Origin of the sequence: Providencia sp. R33 (assembly GCF_019343475.1) — a bacterium.
In the GTDB taxonomy this organism is placed as follows: domain Bacteria; phylum Pseudomonadota; class Gammaproteobacteria; order Enterobacterales; family Enterobacteriaceae; genus Providencia.
In genome coordinates, this window is the sequence record NZ_CP072453.1 from 1791546 (window position 1) to 1812058 (window position 20513).

20 protein-coding genes are annotated in these 20513 nt (G+C 37.7%); 7 read left to right on the forward strand and 13 right to left on the reverse strand.

Annotated elements, in window-relative coordinates:
* Position 1 precedes the first annotated feature (1 nt).
* Positions 2-1762 carry an ATP-dependent helicase gene (locus tag J6836_RS08445; RefSeq protein WP_219248468.1) on the forward strand — a complete coding sequence of 587 codons (1761 nt, stop codon included), beginning with the start codon at positions 2-4 and terminating at the stop codon, positions 1760-1762.
* A 314-nt stretch (positions 1763-2076) separates the two neighbouring features.
* On the opposite strand, the gene J6836_RS22720 is transcribed toward J6836_RS08445, so the two are convergent.
* The 3 genes from J6836_RS22720 to J6836_RS08460 all read right to left on the reverse strand — a co-directional run bounded on the left by J6836_RS22720 (position 2077) and on the right by J6836_RS08460 (position 5535).
* Entirely contained in the window at positions 2077-3585 is a 1509-nt protein-coding gene (locus J6836_RS22720) for a hypothetical protein (RefSeq protein WP_255586356.1), read from the reverse strand.
* A gap of 504 nt (positions 3586-4089) precedes the next feature.
* Positions 4090-5247 carry a hypothetical protein gene (locus tag J6836_RS08455; RefSeq protein WP_219248470.1) on the reverse strand — a complete coding sequence of 386 codons (1158 nt, stop codon included), beginning with the start codon at positions 5245-5247 and terminating at the stop codon, positions 4090-4092.
* A gap of 90 nt (positions 5248-5337) precedes the next feature.
* Complete coding sequence (locus J6836_RS08460; RefSeq protein ID WP_219248472.1) at positions 5338-5535, reverse strand: helix-turn-helix transcriptional regulator; 198 nt, start codon at positions 5533-5535, stop codon at positions 5338-5340.
* Positions 5536-5783: 248 nt separating this feature from the next.
* Here J6836_RS08460 and J6836_RS08465 point away from each other — a divergent pair, with 248 nt between their 5' ends.
* Positions 5784-6230 carry a hypothetical protein gene (locus J6836_RS08465; protein ID WP_219248474.1) on the forward strand — a complete coding sequence of 149 codons (447 nt, stop codon included), beginning with the start codon at positions 5784-5786 and terminating at the stop codon, positions 6228-6230.
* 284 nt (positions 6231-6514) lie between these two features.
* Here J6836_RS08465 and J6836_RS08470 read toward each other — a convergent pair whose 3' ends face one another.
* The 6 genes from J6836_RS08470 to J6836_RS08495 all read right to left on the reverse strand — a co-directional run bounded on the left by J6836_RS08470 (position 6515) and on the right by J6836_RS08495 (position 9399).
* Complete coding sequence (locus J6836_RS08470) at positions 6515-7048, reverse strand: hypothetical protein (RefSeq protein WP_219248476.1); 534 nt, start codon at positions 7046-7048, stop codon at positions 6515-6517.
* Positions 7049-7170: 122 nt separating this feature from the next.
* The gene (locus J6836_RS08475; RefSeq protein WP_219248478.1) at positions 7171-7593 is read right to left on the reverse strand and encodes a DUF2787 family protein; all 423 of its coding nucleotides are present in this window, start codon (positions 7591-7593) and stop codon (positions 7171-7173) included.
* Positions 7594-7863: 270 nt separating this feature from the next.
* Positions 7864-8208 (reverse strand): hypothetical protein, encoded by a 345-nt coding sequence (locus J6836_RS08480; RefSeq protein ID WP_219248480.1) that lies wholly within the window; start codon positions 8206-8208, stop codon positions 7864-7866.
* Between the two features lie 11 nt (positions 8209-8219).
* Positions 8220-8573 (reverse strand): hypothetical protein, encoded by a 354-nt coding sequence (locus tag J6836_RS08485; RefSeq protein ID WP_219248482.1) that lies wholly within the window; start codon positions 8571-8573, stop codon positions 8220-8222.
* A gap of 24 nt (positions 8574-8597) precedes the next feature.
* Positions 8598-9125 (reverse strand): hypothetical protein, encoded by a 528-nt coding sequence (locus J6836_RS08490; RefSeq protein ID WP_219248484.1) that lies wholly within the window; start codon positions 9123-9125, stop codon positions 8598-8600.
* Entirely contained in the window at positions 9109-9399 is a 291-nt protein-coding gene (locus J6836_RS08495) for a helix-turn-helix domain-containing protein (protein ID WP_219248486.1), read from the reverse strand. Before J6836_RS08495 ends, J6836_RS08490 begins: the two co-directional genes overlap by 17 nt.
* A 144-nt stretch (positions 9400-9543) precedes the next feature.
* On the opposite strand from J6836_RS08495, the gene J6836_RS08500 reads away from it, so the two are divergent.
* The 5 genes from J6836_RS08500 to J6836_RS23165 all read left to right on the forward strand — a co-directional run bounded on the left by J6836_RS08500 (position 9544) and on the right by J6836_RS23165 (position 13392).
* Positions 9544-9942, forward strand: a complete 399-nt coding sequence (locus J6836_RS08500) for a hypothetical protein (RefSeq protein WP_219248488.1) — start codon at positions 9544-9546, stop codon at positions 9940-9942.
* A 102-nt stretch (positions 9943-10044) separates the two neighbouring features.
* The gene (locus J6836_RS08505) at positions 10045-10881 is read left to right on the forward strand and encodes a pentapeptide repeat-containing protein (RefSeq protein WP_219248490.1); all 837 of its coding nucleotides are present in this window, start codon (positions 10045-10047) and stop codon (positions 10879-10881) included.
* An 87-nt stretch (positions 10882-10968) separates the two neighbouring features.
* Complete coding sequence (locus tag J6836_RS08510; protein WP_219248491.1) at positions 10969-11379, forward strand: hypothetical protein; 411 nt, start codon at positions 10969-10971, stop codon at positions 11377-11379.
* A 1116-nt stretch (positions 11380-12495) separates the two neighbouring features.
* Positions 12496-12894, forward strand: coding sequence for an FRG domain-containing protein (locus J6836_RS22725; RefSeq protein ID WP_255586357.1), 399 nt, complete (start codon positions 12496-12498; stop codon positions 12892-12894).
* 147 nt (positions 12895-13041) lie between these two features.
* Positions 13042-13392, forward strand: coding sequence for a hypothetical protein (locus J6836_RS23165; protein ID WP_255586358.1), 351 nt, complete (start codon positions 13042-13044; stop codon positions 13390-13392).
* A gap of 459 nt (positions 13393-13851) precedes the next feature.
* Here J6836_RS23165 and J6836_RS08520 read toward each other — a convergent pair whose 3' ends face one another.
* From J6836_RS08520 to J6836_RS08535, 4 genes are read right to left on the reverse strand one after another with little or no spacing between them, the layout of a single operon-like run.
* Positions 13852-14304, reverse strand: a complete 453-nt coding sequence (locus tag J6836_RS08520) for a DUF4231 domain-containing protein (protein ID WP_219248493.1) — start codon at positions 14302-14304, stop codon at positions 13852-13854.
* Positions 14297-15535, reverse strand: coding sequence for a 5'-methylthioadenosine/S-adenosylhomocysteine nucleosidase family protein (locus J6836_RS08525; RefSeq protein WP_219248495.1), 1239 nt, complete (start codon positions 15533-15535; stop codon positions 14297-14299). The genes J6836_RS08520 and J6836_RS08525 overlap by 8 nt, the downstream gene beginning before the upstream one ends.
* Positions 15532-16020, reverse strand: coding sequence for a hypothetical protein (locus tag J6836_RS08530; protein ID WP_219248497.1), 489 nt, complete (start codon positions 16018-16020; stop codon positions 15532-15534). The genes J6836_RS08525 and J6836_RS08530 overlap by 4 nt, the downstream gene beginning before the upstream one ends.
* Positions 16013-19510: a hypothetical protein gene (locus J6836_RS08535; protein ID WP_219248499.1), complete on the reverse strand. Its 3498-nt coding sequence runs from the start codon at positions 19508-19510 to the stop codon at positions 16013-16015. Before J6836_RS08535 ends, J6836_RS08530 begins: the two co-directional genes overlap by 8 nt.
* Positions 19511-20513 lie beyond the last annotated feature (1003 nt).

Here is a 20513-nt window from a genome sequence, read left to right on the forward strand (position 1 = left end):
AATGGAATACTTTAACTCCCAACAAATAGATTATCTTGAATCCCCCATCAACTCAAGTATTTATCTCGAGGCTTGTCCCGGCAGCGGGAAAACTGAAATTATTGCAGCAAAAGTGGCAAAAGAAATACATAATTGGGGACATTCCCCTGGAGGTCTTGCCTTATTATCTTTTTCTAATAGCGCTACAGAAGAACTTATCTCAAGAGTTCAAAAATACTCTCCAGAAACCTTCTGTAGATTCCCGCATTTTATTGGGACTTTTGATAGCTTTATATTTAAATTTTTAATTAGCCCTAACGCTAAAGACCTAACGAAATTTGAGGGTGAGGATAATAACAACACATTAAAAATCATAGAAGCCACATCGCCATTATTCATTCAAACAAAATATGCATACAATAAACGAGGAAAGATTAAAGCACATCATTTTAGTTTCGATAGAAAAAATAATCGTATACGTTTCAACTCTAATAATTCTGAACTTGATAGAATGAGAAAATCTATAAAATTAGAAGACTGGCAACTTGACGATTTAATCGACACAAAATACAGACTATTTAAATCCGGGTTCATGAATCATGATGACTCGTTATATCTAGCTGAAGAAATTTTTAGTGACCAGAAATATAAAACATATGCGTCATTACTTTCACAAAGATTCCCACTTATAATTATTGATGAATGCCAAGATTTAGCATTCGAGCACTTATTTATATTGCAAAGCCTTCATGACTTAGGTGTTGCACTTCATTTTGTTGGTGATTTAGACCAATCTATTTATGGTTTCCGTGCTGTAAATCCAGCTGATACAATAAAATTCATTGCGGATAACAACTTTAAAAAAATGCCACTAAAAACCAATTATCGAAGTTGTCAGCAAATAATTAATCTTTGTTCAAAATTAATATCAAATGGTGGTATCAGTGGCCAGTTTAGCTCTGTGGAATCACCATGTATTGTATTGCAATATAATGAAACGCCATTAGAGCTAATCGACAAGATTGAAAAATCATGTCTCGGTTACAGCAACAACGTAATAGTAGCTCGTGGACATTCAATTTTGGAAAAGTTTACATTTAATGGCATTGAAAATAATCAAGTAAAAAATCTTGTTAACGCAGTAAATCTTTTCTCATTTCAAGGAACTCAAAATATTAAAAATGCCTTACAGTTATTTTCGACAGTAATACGCTCAAAATTAAACCATCCAATAAAAGAATCTACGTATAACTGCCCTAATGAAATAGAATCATCTGTACAATGGCGAATGTTTCTTTTCAATACATTAAAATATCTCATCGAGAATAACCTCAATGACTTTACAGTAACATGGAGCAAATGGTGTAAAAATGCTAATACAGTTCTTCCCATTATTCACCAGCAATCATTCATTATTGATGGATTAAAATCGATAGCTGAAGACGTATTTTCCTTACCAATAAAATCACCGTCAGGACTTGCCAAATTTAATGTATCAGAATTCACTACAATAAATGAAAGGAATAACGAAAATTATAAATATGCTACAATTCATAGCATTAAAGGTGAAACCCACGATGTGACAATTCTACTATCATCTCCTTCAAATACAGGAAATAATGGCTCACATTGGAAGCAATGGATAAATGATCCTAATTCAGAATCGGCTAGATTTGCATATGTCGCGAGCTCAAGACCTAGATATCGACTAATTTGGTGTGTCAAAAAATTGAAAGTTGATGAAGCTGAATCATTAAAAGAACTTGGTTTTATCATTGAATAAAATATTTATCTACTCCATCCATGGTGAGGTAAAGCTGATAGTAATTAGTTATAAGAACTACTAACAATCTAATATCCATACTAACACATCACCGACTTTGCAAGTACTTAGCGTCATTAAACTTCCATGTTTAATGACTATAGTCTCACAGGTATAATCACCACCTTCCCTGAAGGATAGTGCCCAATATAATTACTCACACTTATTTGATGTTAATCCAACATTATATTGATGTGGCCTGAGTTGACTGACAAATTATGTATAATTCTCTACTGTAATATAGTGAGATCAACTCATATAATATTACTACTTTACTAACTGCTATGCTTCAACACTATATCCAAATATGGGTGCTGCCAATCACCATCAGGTAGCTCATGCAAACTCACAAATCCATCATGTTCTAGCGCACAAACACCGCTGTGCAAGCTTACATAATCATAGACTGCACGGCTCTCCAATCCTTGGATCATATGGGCGAGCAATTTGCGTTTCATCGCATTGCTACCGCTCCCCCATATTTTCCACTCACCACTTGGTAATTTTCGCCTCGTCGTATTAAATGGTTGCCCAACTGAATTTCTAACACATACTCCGTGGCGATTAGTCGTACCGCTATTCAAGTAACATTTTACAAGTTTTTCAAGGCTCCTTTTTAGTACTCTTGTCGCCTTTTTCCAACGTTTAAGCAAAAATTTAACCTGCTTATCTTGATAGAACTTAGTGAGTTTTTTATATAACGAACTACGAGGAGAGCAACTTACGGAACCCGCATTGAAAATCGTGCTAAAGCGGACGGTTTTCACTAGCTCATCATCAATATTAAGCTTACGTTTAATATAACCCGTCTCAAGTACGGACAATGCTTTTGTACTTATCTTATGGCGTATAAATTCCTGCCTGAGTATCTCTAATTGACACCCTTTAATATCATAGTTAAACCCGCGATCAAGGCATGCCCATTTCATTTGACTCGGTAAATACTGAAATCCGGTGCCGATTTCAAATGAACGGCTGCCAATATTCGCAACTTTGTAGGCTTGTCGGTATGTAACCACCAGCGGTGTAGTCGATTTAACCTCCACACCCACCTCACATAAGTGTGAAATAAAGCGCGTGTAGTATCCCATATTCTTGATTGTCGGATACCGTTGACAATATGCCATTAAGTTATCGATATTGATGTGTAAAGGTTCTAGTTGCCGATAGACCGCCTGAACGACATTGCGTAACCCTTCTGATGGGATGTTCCGCTTAGTTGTTGCATGCTTAGGACTCGCTGCTCCCTTAACCTGCTGACTCAGTAGTTGTTCTAGTATGCCTTCGATTTTTCGTTTGCCATACAGATTGGTTAAGTAAGTATAACGGTCATCTCGTTTGAGGTAGCCCGCTCTGTCCTTTGGAAAAAGCTGTGTTAAAAACGCTTTTGATAAGGCATATTCTCGACATCGGTGCTGATACCGATTGTAAGGAACAACTTTAATGAGCTTGGCTTCAATTAATTTCTCTAATGCCCGCTTAAACCCGAGATCTTTAGATGCCTTAAACACCTCGGGACACACTTTTTCACCTAGCTGATAAGGAAATGGCACCGAATACGTCCATTTTTTACTCCCTTTAAACTTCGCTTTCTTTTGGCTATTCCGGCTTACAGTGGTCGAACAGATGAGATGTTGAATAAACAGCGCAATGCTTCGGTAGTACCGTTGTTTGTGATACCCATTTGCCGTCTTATCAAAAGGGATAGAAAAGATAGTGCGCTTGAAGCATTCCAGCGTTTGTGCGGTTACAAGAATATTATCTTTCGTACAATACGATTTCATTCAGTTTCTCCATATTGTTGGTTAAACTGAATTACTTCCGTACAAAAAGTGGGGATTAGCCTGCTACACCCAAATATTTACATCAATCTCAAGGGATGATTGAGGGCTAGAAACACACGTTGCCGTGTCATCAGACACATGAGGATGTCCCTATCAAGCCACTACAGGAGCGGGCTGGAACTTTTTTTCCAACACTATAGCTATAACTGGTCATAGCATTATATATACATGATGCTCATCATCCAACGTTACATTATCATCACATTGAGCATAGGATGCTCGTACATATTCTATATTCAATGTATACCTATATAGATGTACCTATGTGTGTATACTTATACCGAGGCACCGTTGCATATCTGTTTGCCAAAACGAGTTACCTTGCCATCGGTTGACGGAATAACCACACCTACTGCAATCTGACGTTGTTTTTCATCCTGCCCCACCCTAACAAGTGGTACAATAAAGGGCACTCCGTCGTGCTGAAGTGCCCCTGCCCGTGGATTACATGATTATGCGTCTGCGCCTTATTCTTGGCCTAACCCGTACTTTTTGACTTTTAAGCCACCTTTGTCGATGCTTTAACTGCCAATATTGCGGCTTACCTAAAATACCCAATTTATCAATCAATAAATGCAGATCGCACCAAAGATCATCTTTATTGAAGATATCCACCTGATTGCTTTCCAAACTATCAACAAAGCAGTCAATTAGCCTATCTGCTTCTTTTTTAGGATACAGTTTCTTGATATATTTACGTAACTCGGGCAATGTCATGACCGATAGCAATGCCTCCCACTCTAAGTCTCCGTTCTTGGCAAGCAGTGGCTTGTTGTAAAACCGTACCCGTTCCAGTAGGTTATGAAGACTGTGAAGGTTCCGTAACAAAAGCTTTTTCTTTCTGGGCTTATACCGAACTTCTAGACGTAAGAATTGGCGATAATGCCGAATGTCACGCCAATTAGCGACATTGAGCTGCAATTCATCATCAGGTAAAGCGTTTAACGAAACGAGGTCTTCTCCTACGTCAAGCTTTTCATAACAAGACAAATGATGTTCTGATTCATCACTACCCAATTTCTGTCCCTGCAGCTCCCCCTCATTGGGATAACGCTCACCTGAACGTGCCGCCAGAAAACCAATATGATAATCGGAGAGGCGCATATTATAGATATCTAATGCATAATCAATACGGGTCACCCATGCTGTCTTTAATAATTGATAAACATATTTACCAAGTCGTTTATTTTTCCCTAAATAAACAATTAATTTAGTCATGTCCTCAGCTGAATAATGTTGAGGACTCACCTCTACTCTTATTGCCCCCCGTCCTTTATATTCATCTGTCTTTGTTAAATCCATTTTTGTGGGAATATAATTAATCACTAACACCTGTTTTTTATTATACAGACTTCTTATTGAAACTTGCTGGGAATATAAGCTCTTTATACCATCACCTTTAGATTTATCCCGTTTAATAATATAATCCTCATCACTTTTTAATTGATTTAATCTATTATAAAAAATAGCCAATTCGTTACTTTGAATATTACCGACCACACTTAACTTGTCGAACCTGTGCTTCATCTGATAATTATCATTAACCTTGCTGACTAGAATGGATTTATTCAAATTATCCAATTGTATTTTAGAGATAGTCATAGCTACCTCCATTACTTATCATTGCTATATTGTTCTGTACCCATATTGGCTCATTTGGAGGGGTTGTAGCAGGCTTATAGAAAGACATGATTAACGCCCCCCTTTCTTCATGCATAGAGCACACCATTGCTCTATTTCGCTAGTTTTCCACCTAGCTGTGCGTCCTGATGGGGTTAACAGGTATTGAGCAGGAAATTCACCTAATTTAATCCAACGATAAAGTGTTGCCCGCGAAATTGAACAAATTATTAAGACTTCAGCCAGCGTTAAAAATTGTTTGTTTTCCATTATGCTTTCCTTCATGGTTTGCACATCACATGATGCGGAAAGTATTTACAACACTATAAAAACACCCCAACATGACAGTCATAGAGCAAAGAAAACGTTACTGGTAAAACAGTGACAGTCATAGTTAACACCCCTTCAATGACTGTCAAAAAAACTGTATTCATTGAATTTTATGACGGTCATAATTGAGTTAATTTTTTTATGCGGTATGATAGTTAAAAAACCTATGACAGTCATAAGGAGGGAAAATGAAAACAACTAAAACTAGTATCAAAAAAACATCAAATATAGCTTCAACTAAAGGTCATAAAGAAAAAACGCCCAAACAAATGAGTAGAGCTAATAAAGAAGAAAGTCTCGGTAAAGAATTTAGTATTAATATGCATGACTATGTGAAAAATAGATTAAGAGAAATAAGCGTTAATTTCGGTCATAGTGATATGATGACAAGAGAACAAAAAACAGGAAGAATATTCAGCCAGACAATTATGAATATAATTGATTATTATTATATTACTGCGATCATTACACCTAAAAAAGAAAATACAAAATTATTAATAAAAGCATTTAAAGCCGTTTGGAAAGAGTGTGTTTCCAAAAATAAAATATTTATTCTTAGAAAGGATTTTGAATCACTCAAAGATGGTGAAAATAAAAAAAAAATTAGAAAAAAAATTAGATTTAATTGCGAATAAAATGACAAATAGAAACCATCTTATTCCGGCATATTTATTAAATAACTATTTTGATAAAAGAGATAAAAATACGTGGACATCGAAAGATATTTTAAATTTATTGGATACCAAAACTGTTATCGATAAAATAGACAAAATGGAAAAATAAATATTATTGTAATAGGCTTTAACTATGAAAAGTATGGTACCTACTTGTGTGTTTGCTTATCCTACGAGCATAATAAAGAGGTCGGTTCCCAGTATTATCACTTATTTTTCTAGGGGCAAGCCCATGCCCCCTATTTTTATCGTTCACTACTATCTAACCAATAAATTGCCGAGGGGATTAATTGAGTGCGCCGTGCATGTGCCTTTACCATAAATTGGTCACGGGCTACCGCCTGTTGGTCGCAGCTATCAAAGTAATGCACCTCAGTATTCGTCATGTGGGTAATGACTGACCAATGATGCGGGTCACACAAAATAATCGACCGTTGACTTGCCGGTGCATCAAGAAACTGCTGACAGATCTGCAATATTCGGTGACTGCTAAGGCCTCGCTGATAACGAAAGGGCATACTGATATTCAACGATTTTGTTTTTGTGTTATAGCGTTTCACGGTACTCAGCAAGTAATCCATCTCGATTTCACAAATACCGTCAGTGATACAGTCAAGTACAGACCAATGTTGGTGATATTGTTCAAGTAGGTAGCGAAAGAGTCTGCGGCGGCGTATGCCTTTGCCATACAGCCAGTTAAGGGCATTCACAATGCTGTAGATACCACATAAGCCATCGAGCTGGCCTTGCTTGGCAGGAAGGAGGTCAGGTTGTGTCATATCTCATCGTCACTTTAATGTTGTTACTTGTGATGATAAATAAACACACCAGCGCTGGTGGAAGAAATTTCGGTGTTTATTCGTGTGTTAATGCATCAAACGTATCGTTCAGTTCAAAGGCTTCAGTCTTGTTGCCATTCGGTGCTCACCTTGTAACAACCCATGTGATAATACTCAATAAAGTTTCGCTGCCATAAAGTGAAAAATTCAGCCCCGGCTTGCTCATCAACATCGCCCAACGCAAAATGGTAGAGATACCCTTGCGGCCAACACACATCAAACTCTTTTTCGAGTTCAGGGTAAATAGCCCCCATGTAGGCAAAATCGGTGATGTAATCGTAATGCCAAATATTATCGAGTTGAACGAGCCTGATTTCAACTGGGTGGAACCCACCACTTTCCGGTGAATAACCGGGATCTCGAAAGTTGAGAACAATGGCATTGAAGACGGGTTTAGGTGGAGGCGATTGCTGAATTTCCTGTAATAACAGTGTCACTAATGCTGGATTAATGGGCAAGCGAAGCCCTGACTGAATAATTGTCATGATAATTCCTTGATAAATAAGTGAATATGGAGAGTGAATGGTGATCATCGAGCCAAATGTCGCTAAAAATGGGGTTAGCTCGCCACTGTAACCATTATACACTTAAAACAGAACAAAATCAACAACAATGCATTATTAATCAATGCCTTACATTAAATCAGTAATGGAATTCGATAACAGGAGAATGTACATGCAATAACGTGGAAAGATGCAACGAGGAAAGAGATAGGAGAGTGCTCCCCTATCCCTTTTGAAGCTTATTTAGGTGAATTAAAGCCCGTAGACCTGAACATAAAATTGCTGCTCGTTATCAACCATCTGAACAGTATAGACAATGGGTTTTGAATAAATTCGATCAAAACGTGTAAATGTTAGGTCTGCCGCACAGGAGTAACTGTCCTGTTCTTGATCATGAGATTGAGTCCGTATTGCATTCAAACGGATCTGCAATGAATCCAAGCTATCCTGTGGTACTCTCGCTAACTCCCTCAATGCAACTTGCTGAACAAGTGCTCGCGTTTCTTCGCTGCTGCAATTCGGTGTTTTCGTGTCACATCCCACCAGCAAACCAAACAGCATACACAACGTTATCGGTAAAACTCTTCGTTTTAGCATCTTGTGGTTACCTATAGGAAAAATGCTATCAAAGCAAGTGCAGATAAGATGACATCACACGCAATCACAATCAACGCTATTACCTTCCAAACCTGCCTACCTTGTGTTTTGCTGGCACAAAATAAACAAAATGCACTCCATACTAAGGTGGCTATATCAATACGTAATATTGTGCCCGTACTGCTACTCATCGCTTCCCAAATATTCAGCAAAAAAATAGGCAGAAACCAAAACAGCCAAAAGGTTTTGGCTAATCCATAATACCCCGTCATCAAGCGATGCTTAACCATTCTCTTGTAATCGTTAATTTGCTCTTCTTGTGTGAGCGGCTTAGTTTGATTGATTTTTTCTTCTTCTGAAGACATGGTGATTACCTTACTATTTATCCATTATGAAATACGAATGTTTTTAACAATTTTTTCAATTGTTCTTGGCCTCTTTGGTGAGAGATAAAAATAAGCAACATTAAATGCAGATTTCTTATGATTTCCTCTCCCCAATGAAGGCCATGCCCTAAATGCGTCTATTTGTGCTTCGTTATAAGGTGTTGCTGAAAAATCAAATAACACTAACAGCGCTTTACCTTGAAACTTCATGAGCTTCTTTATTTCCGTTGTATTCACTGTTGCCGAGACATTCGAGCGAGCGGCGGTTGGCTTACGGACAGCAAATTCGACGGCAACATCATCAATAACGAAGTCAATGTACCCCTGACCGGACAACGTCCCGGGTAATGCACTTTGCACTTCAGGAGAAACATCATCAGCAAAGCACCCTAATAAATAACAACGAACTAACGGCAATAATTCGCGTTCACTATATGTATTTAGAGGAAGCGTTTTGGTAAATTCTTGCCGATAAAGCGAATGAAAAAAATATTCAAATGTATCAATGACATCTTTAATTGTCGTTGCCATTTTCCACCCCTAATAACCTGATTCTTTTCGGTTGGTAACGGCTCGGCCAGATTTTTTCCGGTGTCGTGCCAATCACATCCGCAATAATTTGCTCAGCTCTTGGGTACGCTCGCTCTAGCGCATTATTTAGCGTCCGAGAAGAAAGGCCATGCTCACGAGATAATTGTGCTAATGTGACACCTTTCTTATGCAAAGCCGCCACGATATCCGCACGGTGCCAATCAGTGACACTTCCTTTTCGGCGTTTTTTTTGAGATGCTACAAGGTTAGACAAAGTAATAACTCCATTGGTTAACACATGACAGTGATACTTATAACTCAACACAAAGGAACTATCAAGAACTTCCTTTTGTGGTGTTGTAAGTATTTATTAACCATTCTGTTATTTACTTTATTGTTCAATAGGATGGATAACAGCATGTCAAAAGACGTTTCAATAAACCCGCAAGCCCCCTTTTCAGAACTAAATGGCGGGTACGATGAAGAATGGCTCACGCCGGAGCAATTTGCGAAGCTAGGTGATAACTTTCCCACCACGGCGCGAGGTGCACGCATGCGACTGCAACGCTTGACCCAAAGTTATCCCGAACTGAGTAAGAAGAACCCTCAGCGGAAGGGCTTTCTCTATCACATCAGTTTAAAAGATAAGCCACTTCCTGAAGCGCCAACGCAAGAGAAACCTCAACAAACGGAACACGGAGAACACTATAATCTGTGGAAGCAGCTTTATCTCAGCGTTCCCGAAGAAAAGCAACAAGATATGCTTAATTGGGTTCTCAAAGAAGTCAGTGAGTACATGAGCAACAAAGGGAAGTGATTTTAATTTCCTGATACGAGATATATACTGTCAGGGTTAATTGAATGGCTAAACGAGATATATTCATTAACCCCACTCTTAATTTTTATGGAGGACAAGACAGTGCCAAATGCCCCTCTGGCTATCAGCAGCCAATTCGATGATAGTGATTTAATGTGCTACTTTCAGGCACTTTACCTTCAACTTAAGCCCCCGCTATCCCAGACTTCACGGGAAATACTCTATCAACTCTATTCAACATTACTGGAGGTGCAAAAGCTTGATGAGGTCAAAGCACATCAGGAACATGAAATAAAACGTCCTCAACAGCCCCTTACGCTTCAAGGCAACGATTTTATTTTCCCGTACAGTGACCCAATGAAAGAAAACCTACCGGCAATTGGTGACTTCCTGCATAAACCCAAAAACTTTAGTCAATGTGACTTGTCTCATTCGGTACTGACACAACACACTTTACGTCATGCCGATTTATGGCAAGCGACCCTGTTCCGTACTGACCTATCTTATAGTGACCTATTTCATGCCAACCTATGGAAAGCAAAGGCTTCGCAAGCTAATTTCAGCCACGCCGCCTTAAATTATGCAAACATGAGTATTGCAGATTTTGTGGAAGCTAACTTGTCACATACCCAACTGCAACACGCCTGTTTATCAGGCGCGAACCTAAAACATGCCACATTGCAATATGCTGATTTACGCTATGCAGACTTAACTCACTGCAACCTCACGAAGGCCGATCTAACAGGGGCTAATTTACAGGGTGCAATTTTGTTTGCTGCTGACCTTTCTCACGCTAATTTCACAGAAGCTAATTTAATGGGAACCAACCTCAGCAACGCGAATTTATCGCAGGCAAACTTACACAATGCGGTATTAACCAATGCTAATTTAGCGAATGCAACCCTTTGCAGGAGCAACCTGACGACAGCAATATTTTGATCCTGAATTAAGATCAACGTTTTAATTCCATTTAATTGATAATCTATCAAGCAGATAACAAAACCATTTGAATAAAAAGGACATTTGATGAAATTATTCCCATTATTGATCACCGTTTCTGTCATATCGCTCTCATCAGCCTATGCTGCTAATGCCCCCTTTCAAGTTGCGAGCGAATATCATAGTAAGCATGGCGTGTTAGAAATTACACCAAGCCAAAATGATGCGGCAAAATTCAACTTTAATATTAACGCCAGTATTGAGATGTATGCCTGTGAAGCAGAAGGCACGGCTTATATTACGGAAAGGAATAGTGCTTTAAATACATGGAATGCAACTGCTTTAGTTAATACGGATAGTAATTTTGGTGAGCAATATTGTAAGATGGAATTTGCAAAGGATAAGGTTGGCAAAATAACAGTTAAAACAAATTTTGGCTGCTCAGGCCAATGTGGTATGGGTGCGGAAGGTGCTATGGATGGGGTGTATAAACAATAATATTCGCTTCTATTTTATGGTGGCATATTATTTGTCTAGGTATATTAGGTAGAAAAAATTTGAATTAAGGGCGGTACACCCAATTTGTATCCCCTTTCTAATTCCTGATTGATACCCACAGCGATGACATTTATCAGGACAAACTCCGCAACAACGCCAGTTCTTACCGTTTTCTTGCCACACTTCTCCCTGAAACCCCATTGGATGTGCTACGACAACATGGACTAATTAGTTATCAGCCTTGTTGGAAGCTGCCCGTATATCACAAGAAGAATGGCAAGGTTTATGGGTGCCGAATGAGGCTGGATGGGAAAGCCTATACGAGGAAAATATTCATCAGCCAAGAGGGATTGGCAAGTAGCTTGATTTACCCCATAAAAGCATGAAACCGTTGATCCATGGGCTACAAGAGGATGGTGGCGATTATTTGCGGTACTTGATTTATTGTAAAAGCCAGCTTTAGCCTCACGTTATTCAGAATTGTGCTAGCGGTTAAGCTGTTAGCACAATTAAATCTGACAGTCTGGTTTGAGCGAGAAGCAGACATTGCTAACAGCGTTTTATGTGAACCAGCGGGGCACAGGTCACGCAATGTTTAAAAATCCACCAGCTCTGGCATAATGAAATTGCAATGTAATTCATGCAAGGATGACATACATGTTGAATCTTATCGTGGTTGGTAATCCCGATTATCACAGTTTTTTCTCTGACAATAACGGTTAAGCGTCTTTTCCGGTTTCCCGGCTTTTTGAATCCACCCCTGACTCACTCAGAAATAAACTGCCCCCCTGACCAGCAAAACCTATCAGCTTTTTCAGGAACTGCTGGTTTTTTTATGACGAGCCGGAGTTTGAAGTTGATGAGGAAGACAATACAGGCGGTTATTACAGCAATATCCGCATTGGAAGAATAAGTAACATCAGAGCAACAACTATAAACCGGGAAAAAGTTCTGGCTTTTAACTATGAGTTAACCGGTATCATCGGCAAAGAGTTCTTAACCAGTGAAAAAGAATACATCAGAAAGCTGGAGCTGGGCAGCTTCGGGCTGAGCAGAAATTTCTGAGCAGTCAAGGATATAGACGTTAAAGAGTTTTTCGGTATATTAGGTCTCAGTGTGTTAGCCCCTGAAGCTTCCGCTTCGGTTAAAACTGAAGCACCTGACAATAATGAAGACCTTGAGGTAATTTCGGATATCAATCAATATCTGGAAATCATATTGAATCATCCTCAGGATAATAATGAAGAGGTGTTTTACCGGGGTCACTCCGACATCAGCTATCAGTTAGAATCTTCGCTGTTCCGTAAAAATACGCAGGGTAACTATCGCTACCGACATCACGAATCGGATATGATTACCGAGCTGCTGACGGTTCAACCCGCTGAGTTTAGAGATGACCGCTATATGCTGGATAAGCTTGTACGCATGCAACATTATGGCTTACCCACGCGCCTGCTTGACGTCTCAACTAACCCGCTTATCGCACTCTATTTCGCGTGTTCCAAAATCAAATGAGATGAAGATGGAAATGAAACTGATGGCAACGTCATTATATTAACGGCACCCAAAAGTGAAATTAAGTTTTTCGACTCCGATACCGTAAGTTGTATAGCCAATCTTTCCCGGCTTCCATCACGTATCAAAAGCAACCTGAATACCAGCTTGGCGACTCAGGAATTTAATGCCACCGAAGAGTGCGGGCATTTGCTTCATCTGATCCGTGATGAGAAGTCCTATTTCAAAAACATTATCGATCCGGCACATCTGAGTAAAATCGTTCTGGTTAAAGGGAGGCTCAGCAACGCCCGCATTTCCTCTCAGTCTGGAGCGTTCCTCTTATTTGGCGAAAACGTGAACCTGCCAGAAACGGGGCTAAGTACGCTGAACGTCAGAAAACTGGTGATTAGAAACAAGGAACGCCTGATGCAGCAGCTCAGCTGCTTCGGCATCAACGAAAGTACGGTTTATCCGGGTAGAGCTACGATGTTAGTATATAGCTCACTGTCGCATTAGAAATATAGGAACAAACCTGCTGATCTTGAGTTTATGAAAAGTTCAACTGTTCACCAAACTTGAGACAAGGGGCTAATTTTATGGATACCGTGAATTGAACATGAAGAAGAAAGCAGAAATCAATCTCCATTCATTGATACAGGCGCGGTTTGACGCCGCGTTCAACAACTGGAGAAAGATAAAATGGTTAGAAATAGAGACAGGCGACGTCACCATATAGTTCGATTGAAAATTAAGAGAAAATCCTACCGGACTGCACTTATTAAAACGCCCTGCGTTGTTGGGAAAATATATAATACCCCATGCAATTGTTCATGTTATCTCTGTGGAAACAAACGAAGAAATCATGGAGAGAACAGTCAAGAACGCAGAGCTAAATTACGTTGCACCGATTAAGTTCAATATTGTCAACATTAATCAACTTAAGGCTCCACTTAAAGAGACTTAAGACATTGCCCACTATTTTCCGCCATTATCACTAGAGGTTATTGATTCTAGAGAAGGAGTTAACTTAGACCAGTGTGTATGCGACCTTTCTTTAACGATAATTAATCGCGCAATAAAGTTCTGGGCATTTTTGCAATCAGCATTATCAAATGGCACTATTCCATAATCATATTTCAAAATAAGGTTTTCAATATCTCTCTGACAACTCCTATATAAATACCACAGTTGTTGAGGTTTCCGTAACTGCAACCAACTTATAGAAAAAGCTGAAAGCGCCGATAACAACGAAGGGATTATTTTAGAGTACAGAGCTGAATCACCCAATGTAAAAAAGATTGGAGTTAATAATGACCCGAATAAAGCAGTGCTAAAAAAAAACAAAGACTCATTTTTATTATGATCTGCCTTGGATGAAAAATGAGTTACCTCAGCTAAAGCCAAATTACGTGATTCTTGATCAAGCATTATGCTCACCTAATATTTTATTACCAAATTTTTCAAGAAAAAGCCCGAGACACCTTGCACTTGTACGCGCAGCAATAAATTGAAAATTATCATTTTTATCAGAATCCGCAAAATCGCAAACCGATTTCATTGAAAAATACAATGGCTGCGGACGGATCGCAAATGATGCTGCAGAGAAGAGACCATAAGTCTCCATCTCAACAGCTACTAAATCCCTGTGCTGAGATTTTATAGCTTCGAGAATTTCACTATCTGCTAATACTGCAGAACCTGAGGCCATTGGACCTATTTTAAGTATGACATCTCTGTTATTTAATTCATCAATATTATTTTTCAAATTTATAAGTAGCTCGTTGTCTGACGAGAAAACATCAGCAAATGAACGTAGCATTTGAGACGGTCCTAATTGATGTGGTGAGATGGAAAATTTAGCAGCTCCATCTTCCTTTATAAATTTACCGCTTTGATAATCCCATGCAGGATCTGCAAATACTATATCGCCAATATTTACCTTCCCTTTAACACCCGCACAAATACCGCACATAGCTATTATTTTAGGTTGAAAATGGCTAATTAAATAAGATGCTGTTATAGCTGTCGAAACCATCCCCATCCGAGTTACATGAGCGGCAGCTACTGTAATCTTTTGGCCGTTAGAATAGAAAGACCCACGTCTAATAAAAATAACTTCACTTATTGGCATGAACTCTTCCCAATGCCAAGGCAATTGCATTAACGCCTCAAACTCAGGTGATTTTAATGCACATACAATCACTACATCAACACTGTCTTTCGATGGAACGTTAGTTGTGCTACTAGTTTCTAATAAATAGCGAATATAATTTAATAAAGTTGTCATCCATGACAAGTTTATAGGTGAATATTCAATTAGCATCCATGTATAAGTCTCAAAACGGCTAGCAGACTTTATAGCTTCATCTTTATCAGATGTGATTCCGATAATATGCCCTGGTTTTTTTAAATCACTGCCGTGCTGCAACGCCATTAATAAAGAAATAGTATGCCTTGAGTTATCAGCGATCTCATAACACTCATAAGGAACAAGCAGGTCTAAAACTAATAGATCATAATATTCTTTAGCAAGCTTTTCTCTAGCATCCTTTACACAGCTGCAAAAATGAATATCATTATCCCCCAGACCAAGCTCCTTAGCCTTCTCCATGAATAATGAATAACGTGATGAGGCATCATCTACTATCAATATTTTCATTTAATAACCTCTGGTATATAAATTTTCAACATTGAATGCAGTGATTTTTGCCAATTATTATTAGTTGAACTAAAATGTATTATATCGATAAAATTATCATGAAATAAACAAACCAACTCTTCTTTAAGCTGCGCTAAATCCATATGCTCAGACACCAATTTATTGCCTTCATCTAATTTAAATACTTCATACCCAGTCAAAATAATCACTGGAATTTTTATTCTAGCTAATTTCATATGCCTTAGAACTGCTTTACCACCAAAACCTTGTGGTCTTCCTCCATTAGCCCTATCGCTAAGGTCAAAAGTTGGCAATGACATATCCAATATAATAAAATCAGGTTCTTCATCCTCGATAACAATAATTGTAGAGTTTACAGACGATGAATATAAATGATCAGCGTAAAAATTATCAGTAAGAAATTTTGACACATGATCTTTTTTTGGTTTTTCATCTTCAGCAATCAATATTTTCTTATTACACATATTCAACCTCATCCTTTTGTACCCGTTCTACAAGTAAGGAGTATGTCACCTCTAGTACAAAATTCGAATTATCATCATAATAAAAATCTATACTTCCCTTATTAGATTGCTTAACTACAGCTGCAATTTTAATAAAGCCACTTCGGCCTTCTTTTTTGGAGTTAGAACCATAAGAATTATTATTTATTGCAGTTTTAATTTCTTGAATTTTCTTTAGATTACTTTGTTTAGAAAAACGCTCAGTACTAGTTACTATCTTAAGGCTTAATTTTTTATTGTCCACTTCTATGCGTGCATCTATTTTTACTTTAGGTTTCTGTAATCCAGAGTGAGCTCTAGCATTATCCAAAGCTACAAATAATACATCATGAACAAAAACTAACGCGCTAGCAGTTAACAATACATCCCCATCATGAATATCATTTGCTATCACTGGTTCAAATGATTTCTGGCATTTCAAAGCACTTTCTGTGGCAATCTTAACTACTTGCTCGAGTGCAAATAATTTCTTAGTCAGCTCAGAATCATTTTTTCTTTTAAACCAATTTTTAGCTTCCTCTAAAGATAATTGAACTTCAGATGATGCAGAGTTTAAAGTAGCTATAAACTCCCTCTGCTCAGCATTACTTATAGTTAACTCCTGAATTTTATATTTTAGTTCATCTATAAGTCTAGATATATTATCTTTTAACACACTATCGATATATGCTCTAGCACTAAAAAGGGAAGGTTCCAATGAACCCCACAGCAAAGGATAGGCTAACAAAAGAAAATCATCTAATAGATCTGACTCTTCTATCCTTGGTACTATCCTCATCATCTCGAACAAATTTTCATTATACGTTGGGTAAATCAATCCCTCAGGATACTCTTTACTAAGAATATGAAATTTTCTATCCTTTGCATTAAGAAGTAAGTTATCAAAATTTTCGGAGAAGGAAATAAATAAAGCTAATGCCTCTTGTTGCGATTTATAATCATTGAATGAAAGCTTGCTCATCCAATATGTATTATTTTGATAAACATCATTCTCTTGCATAGTAATAACATGTGAGAACTCTAAAGGCCCTCTAATTAGACCTATAAATGACTGATGCCGGATCCTTTTACTAAGATAAAAATCCAATCCAAAAACTGGATTATTCAAGAACTCATCAGAAAGCCGGGAAAATATATCAAGTAAAACTACATCGGACTCATCCTGAGATAATATATTATTCTTACCAAAAGAGTTGTCATTAATAATATCATTTAAAAGCGCATCGAAGTGTTTTTCAATATCCAGATTGACATCCAGTAAATCTCTAAAGCGAGCATAATCTTCAGATAACTCATCATTTGCCCAACGATTTAATCCATCTAAATCTACATAAATCCTAGACGTATCGACTATCCATCGCCCTTCTTCCATTGCTTGTTGATTAGTTATGGCCATAACTTCATCTGCATATATACTAGAGTTCCTTACATCAATAAATCGTAATGATGCACAGATTTCTTGTCGTTCTGATAACACCTCTGTATTGTCTTTTAACACTCTCCTCAAGCTATCCATGAAGAAAGGCTTGCATACTTCTTTTAAAAAATAAACCAACTCATCTTTATTAAAATTATAATCTATATCTACTAGATTTGATGGTTTCTCGCACTCGTATTTTTTTAATAACATTTCAATAGCAAATCTAACTTCAGCTTCTCTTTCTTCGTTATATCCTTCAAGCCAAAGAAAATGCAAACAATTTACGGAAGAAATGGAATAATCTAATGCTGAAAAATCATCATAGTTCATTCCAGATATTGCATCACTAATTGGTAATAATGTTTTCGCACAAGAAGATTTACAAGCTTCTCTTGATAGTACCTCTATAAGTTTTCTTTTATTGCCAATATGATGACTATAGCTTACCTCCAGTGCGGACGTGAATGCACCAAGAGAGTTAATATATCCACCAGATTTAAGAGAGTTAACATACTCTTCCACAGTATCATATTTGCCTGAAGAAACATTATTTATCGCTTTGAAAAAATTCAAAGCCACTTTATTTGAACTATTTTCTGGTAATACCCCATTAAGATATGAATATGCTATATATGTATTATTCTGCTCAGCACTAAAAAAGTTAAAATAACTCTTATCTTTGAAATCCTCACACCCTATGAACTGGCTATTAAGACCAATAATCCAAGGTTGATATAGTTGATCTATTTTACTTCTTTTTATTTGCTTAATAAAATCCTTTAATCCTCGCCCTATTGGAAGGCCAAGTATGTTTATCGACATCTTCTCGAGGAAAAGATATGCCTCTGTTGAGTTATATTCTCGTTGAAGCAACTTACCTAAAAATCTTGGTAGCAGTAAATCTTTGTCATTATAATGGAATTCACTGTCATAACACGCATAGGCTACCGCTGTATATATAACAGCCCATACATCCAACTTTGACTCACTGTCTTTAGATACAGCTCTAATATATTTCCTTATTGTATTATCTGGTCTTTCATCTATCAGAAAATCAAGATAATTTGTATCTCTCCGTATTAATGCTTCAAAACCAGCTTTTATATTTAGGTGAAGCCTTATTTTATCAAGACGAAAATCAATTACATTATCTAAATTTGATACCGCAGAAAAAAGAACCTCTCTTAGTTCATGGGAAAGATTAGTCGTTATCAACGCCTGCAATACTTCAATAAACGTCTCATAAACATCTATAAGGGAATGGCTCTGAGATACCCACAGTATTTCCGAAAGTGAAGAATGATCCAATGGAATTTCTGACGTTAATTTATATTTAGTATAAGTTTTTACAAAACCTTCAAAATATTTATGATTCTCAATTCTTTTGATTATGTCATCTTTAAACTTTTGAGTTGTGGTCTTCTCTTCATTACGAACACTAGTATGATAGGAAATAAAATTAAGTAATCCTTGTCTAAATTTAGAGCGAACTTCTGAAGTATATTTTTTTTGAGCTTCTAGTCCTCCTCTTAAATTTTCAAGAGCTATTCTTAACTGAATGGACCATAAAGAAAAGCCATTTTTTTTATTTATATCATCCAGAATAAGAATGCATGAGTCATAGTCACCTTTAATAAATTTATCTTCAATCCTATCTGCTAATATTCGAAAATAATTAATATCGGATGATGCCGCTTTAACTCTAGCAGTAATCCATTGCACTTCTTTTATTAAGGTTGTTTTAGGTGATTTAGTAAAAACACCTTTAAGATCAGTAAACCCAATATCTTTATCATTGAAAGATTTGAGGTTCTCCTTAATTTGATGGTTAACCCAATTTATATACTCTTCATATTGAGATTGTTCCAGCGCCTCACGAACCTCAAGGTAATGTTCGGTAACGCCTCTCCTAAAAAGAGTTAATTTATCCACTCCATCAGCTTTCTCAAATTTTCGAGAACGAATAACCGAAATTAAACCACGGAATCTATTTTTTTGCTTATTGAGTTTTTTCTTATTTTTGTTATCCACAGATATCTCTCTTATGAAAAAAGTTATCGCGCTTATAATTGCACATGGTTACTATACTCATTTAAACCTTATTCCTGCCTGCTTTTCCTAATTTTTATTGACTCTCGAATAGATTGCAAATCTTGTAGCCTCTATCGCCCCCTGCTTTAGGTCTTAGTTTCAAGTTTTACCCATATAGAAGTCATGAATAGCTAGTCTACTCATGCGGTTTGCATTTCCATCTATCTTTACGTTTTTCACCATCGGTTCTATAGTGATAAATTGATGACAATGATTCATTTATATTACCTTTGCATAGACACGTCATACTAGCAGAGAAATAATTTTGATCATCACGCTCCATAACTATCTTTTTTCTCCATCAGAACGCTCACGGTCAATCTTTGTCAGCTGTCCATTAAGTTGATGTTCTGTCATTCCATGTTTGTATGCATTGTATTGCCAGATCGCAAACTGCTGTTTGTACCTCCGGTTCTCTTCCTTAAGCTCTTCGACTCCGCTTTCCAGATTGACAATCCAGGCAGCAGCAATATTCAAACTAGCTGGACGCGGATTTTTGATCCCCCCGCCCTTTAAGCGCTTCTGTTTTCGTTTGATAGGCAGTCACTATTGCCTCATGTGCATTAAGGGACTGTCTTGACGGCAACTTTCCGACCAATGGTTCTGCCTCCTCACAAATTGCTGGCCAGGACAGTTTTGGCTCCTTCCATCCTCGAATTAGATTCACGATGGCGTTAATGTCTCTATTGTCCAAATGCTTAACTGTTAACGATTCACTACTCATTACCACTAATTGACAAAAGAAACGCCCGAGGCAGTTATTGGGCGGGTATCACTGGCGGAACCTTCATACAGCAAGTATATCCGCCATCATAATGGTGTTAAAACGTCCCAGCTACGGGATTAACGCACTCGCGTGAAGCAGACGTGATCCGGCGCGCTTTTTTCATTTCCTGAGGGCAGAAAAATCAAGTGACCCTTTCCCCGTTGAACAACACTGATG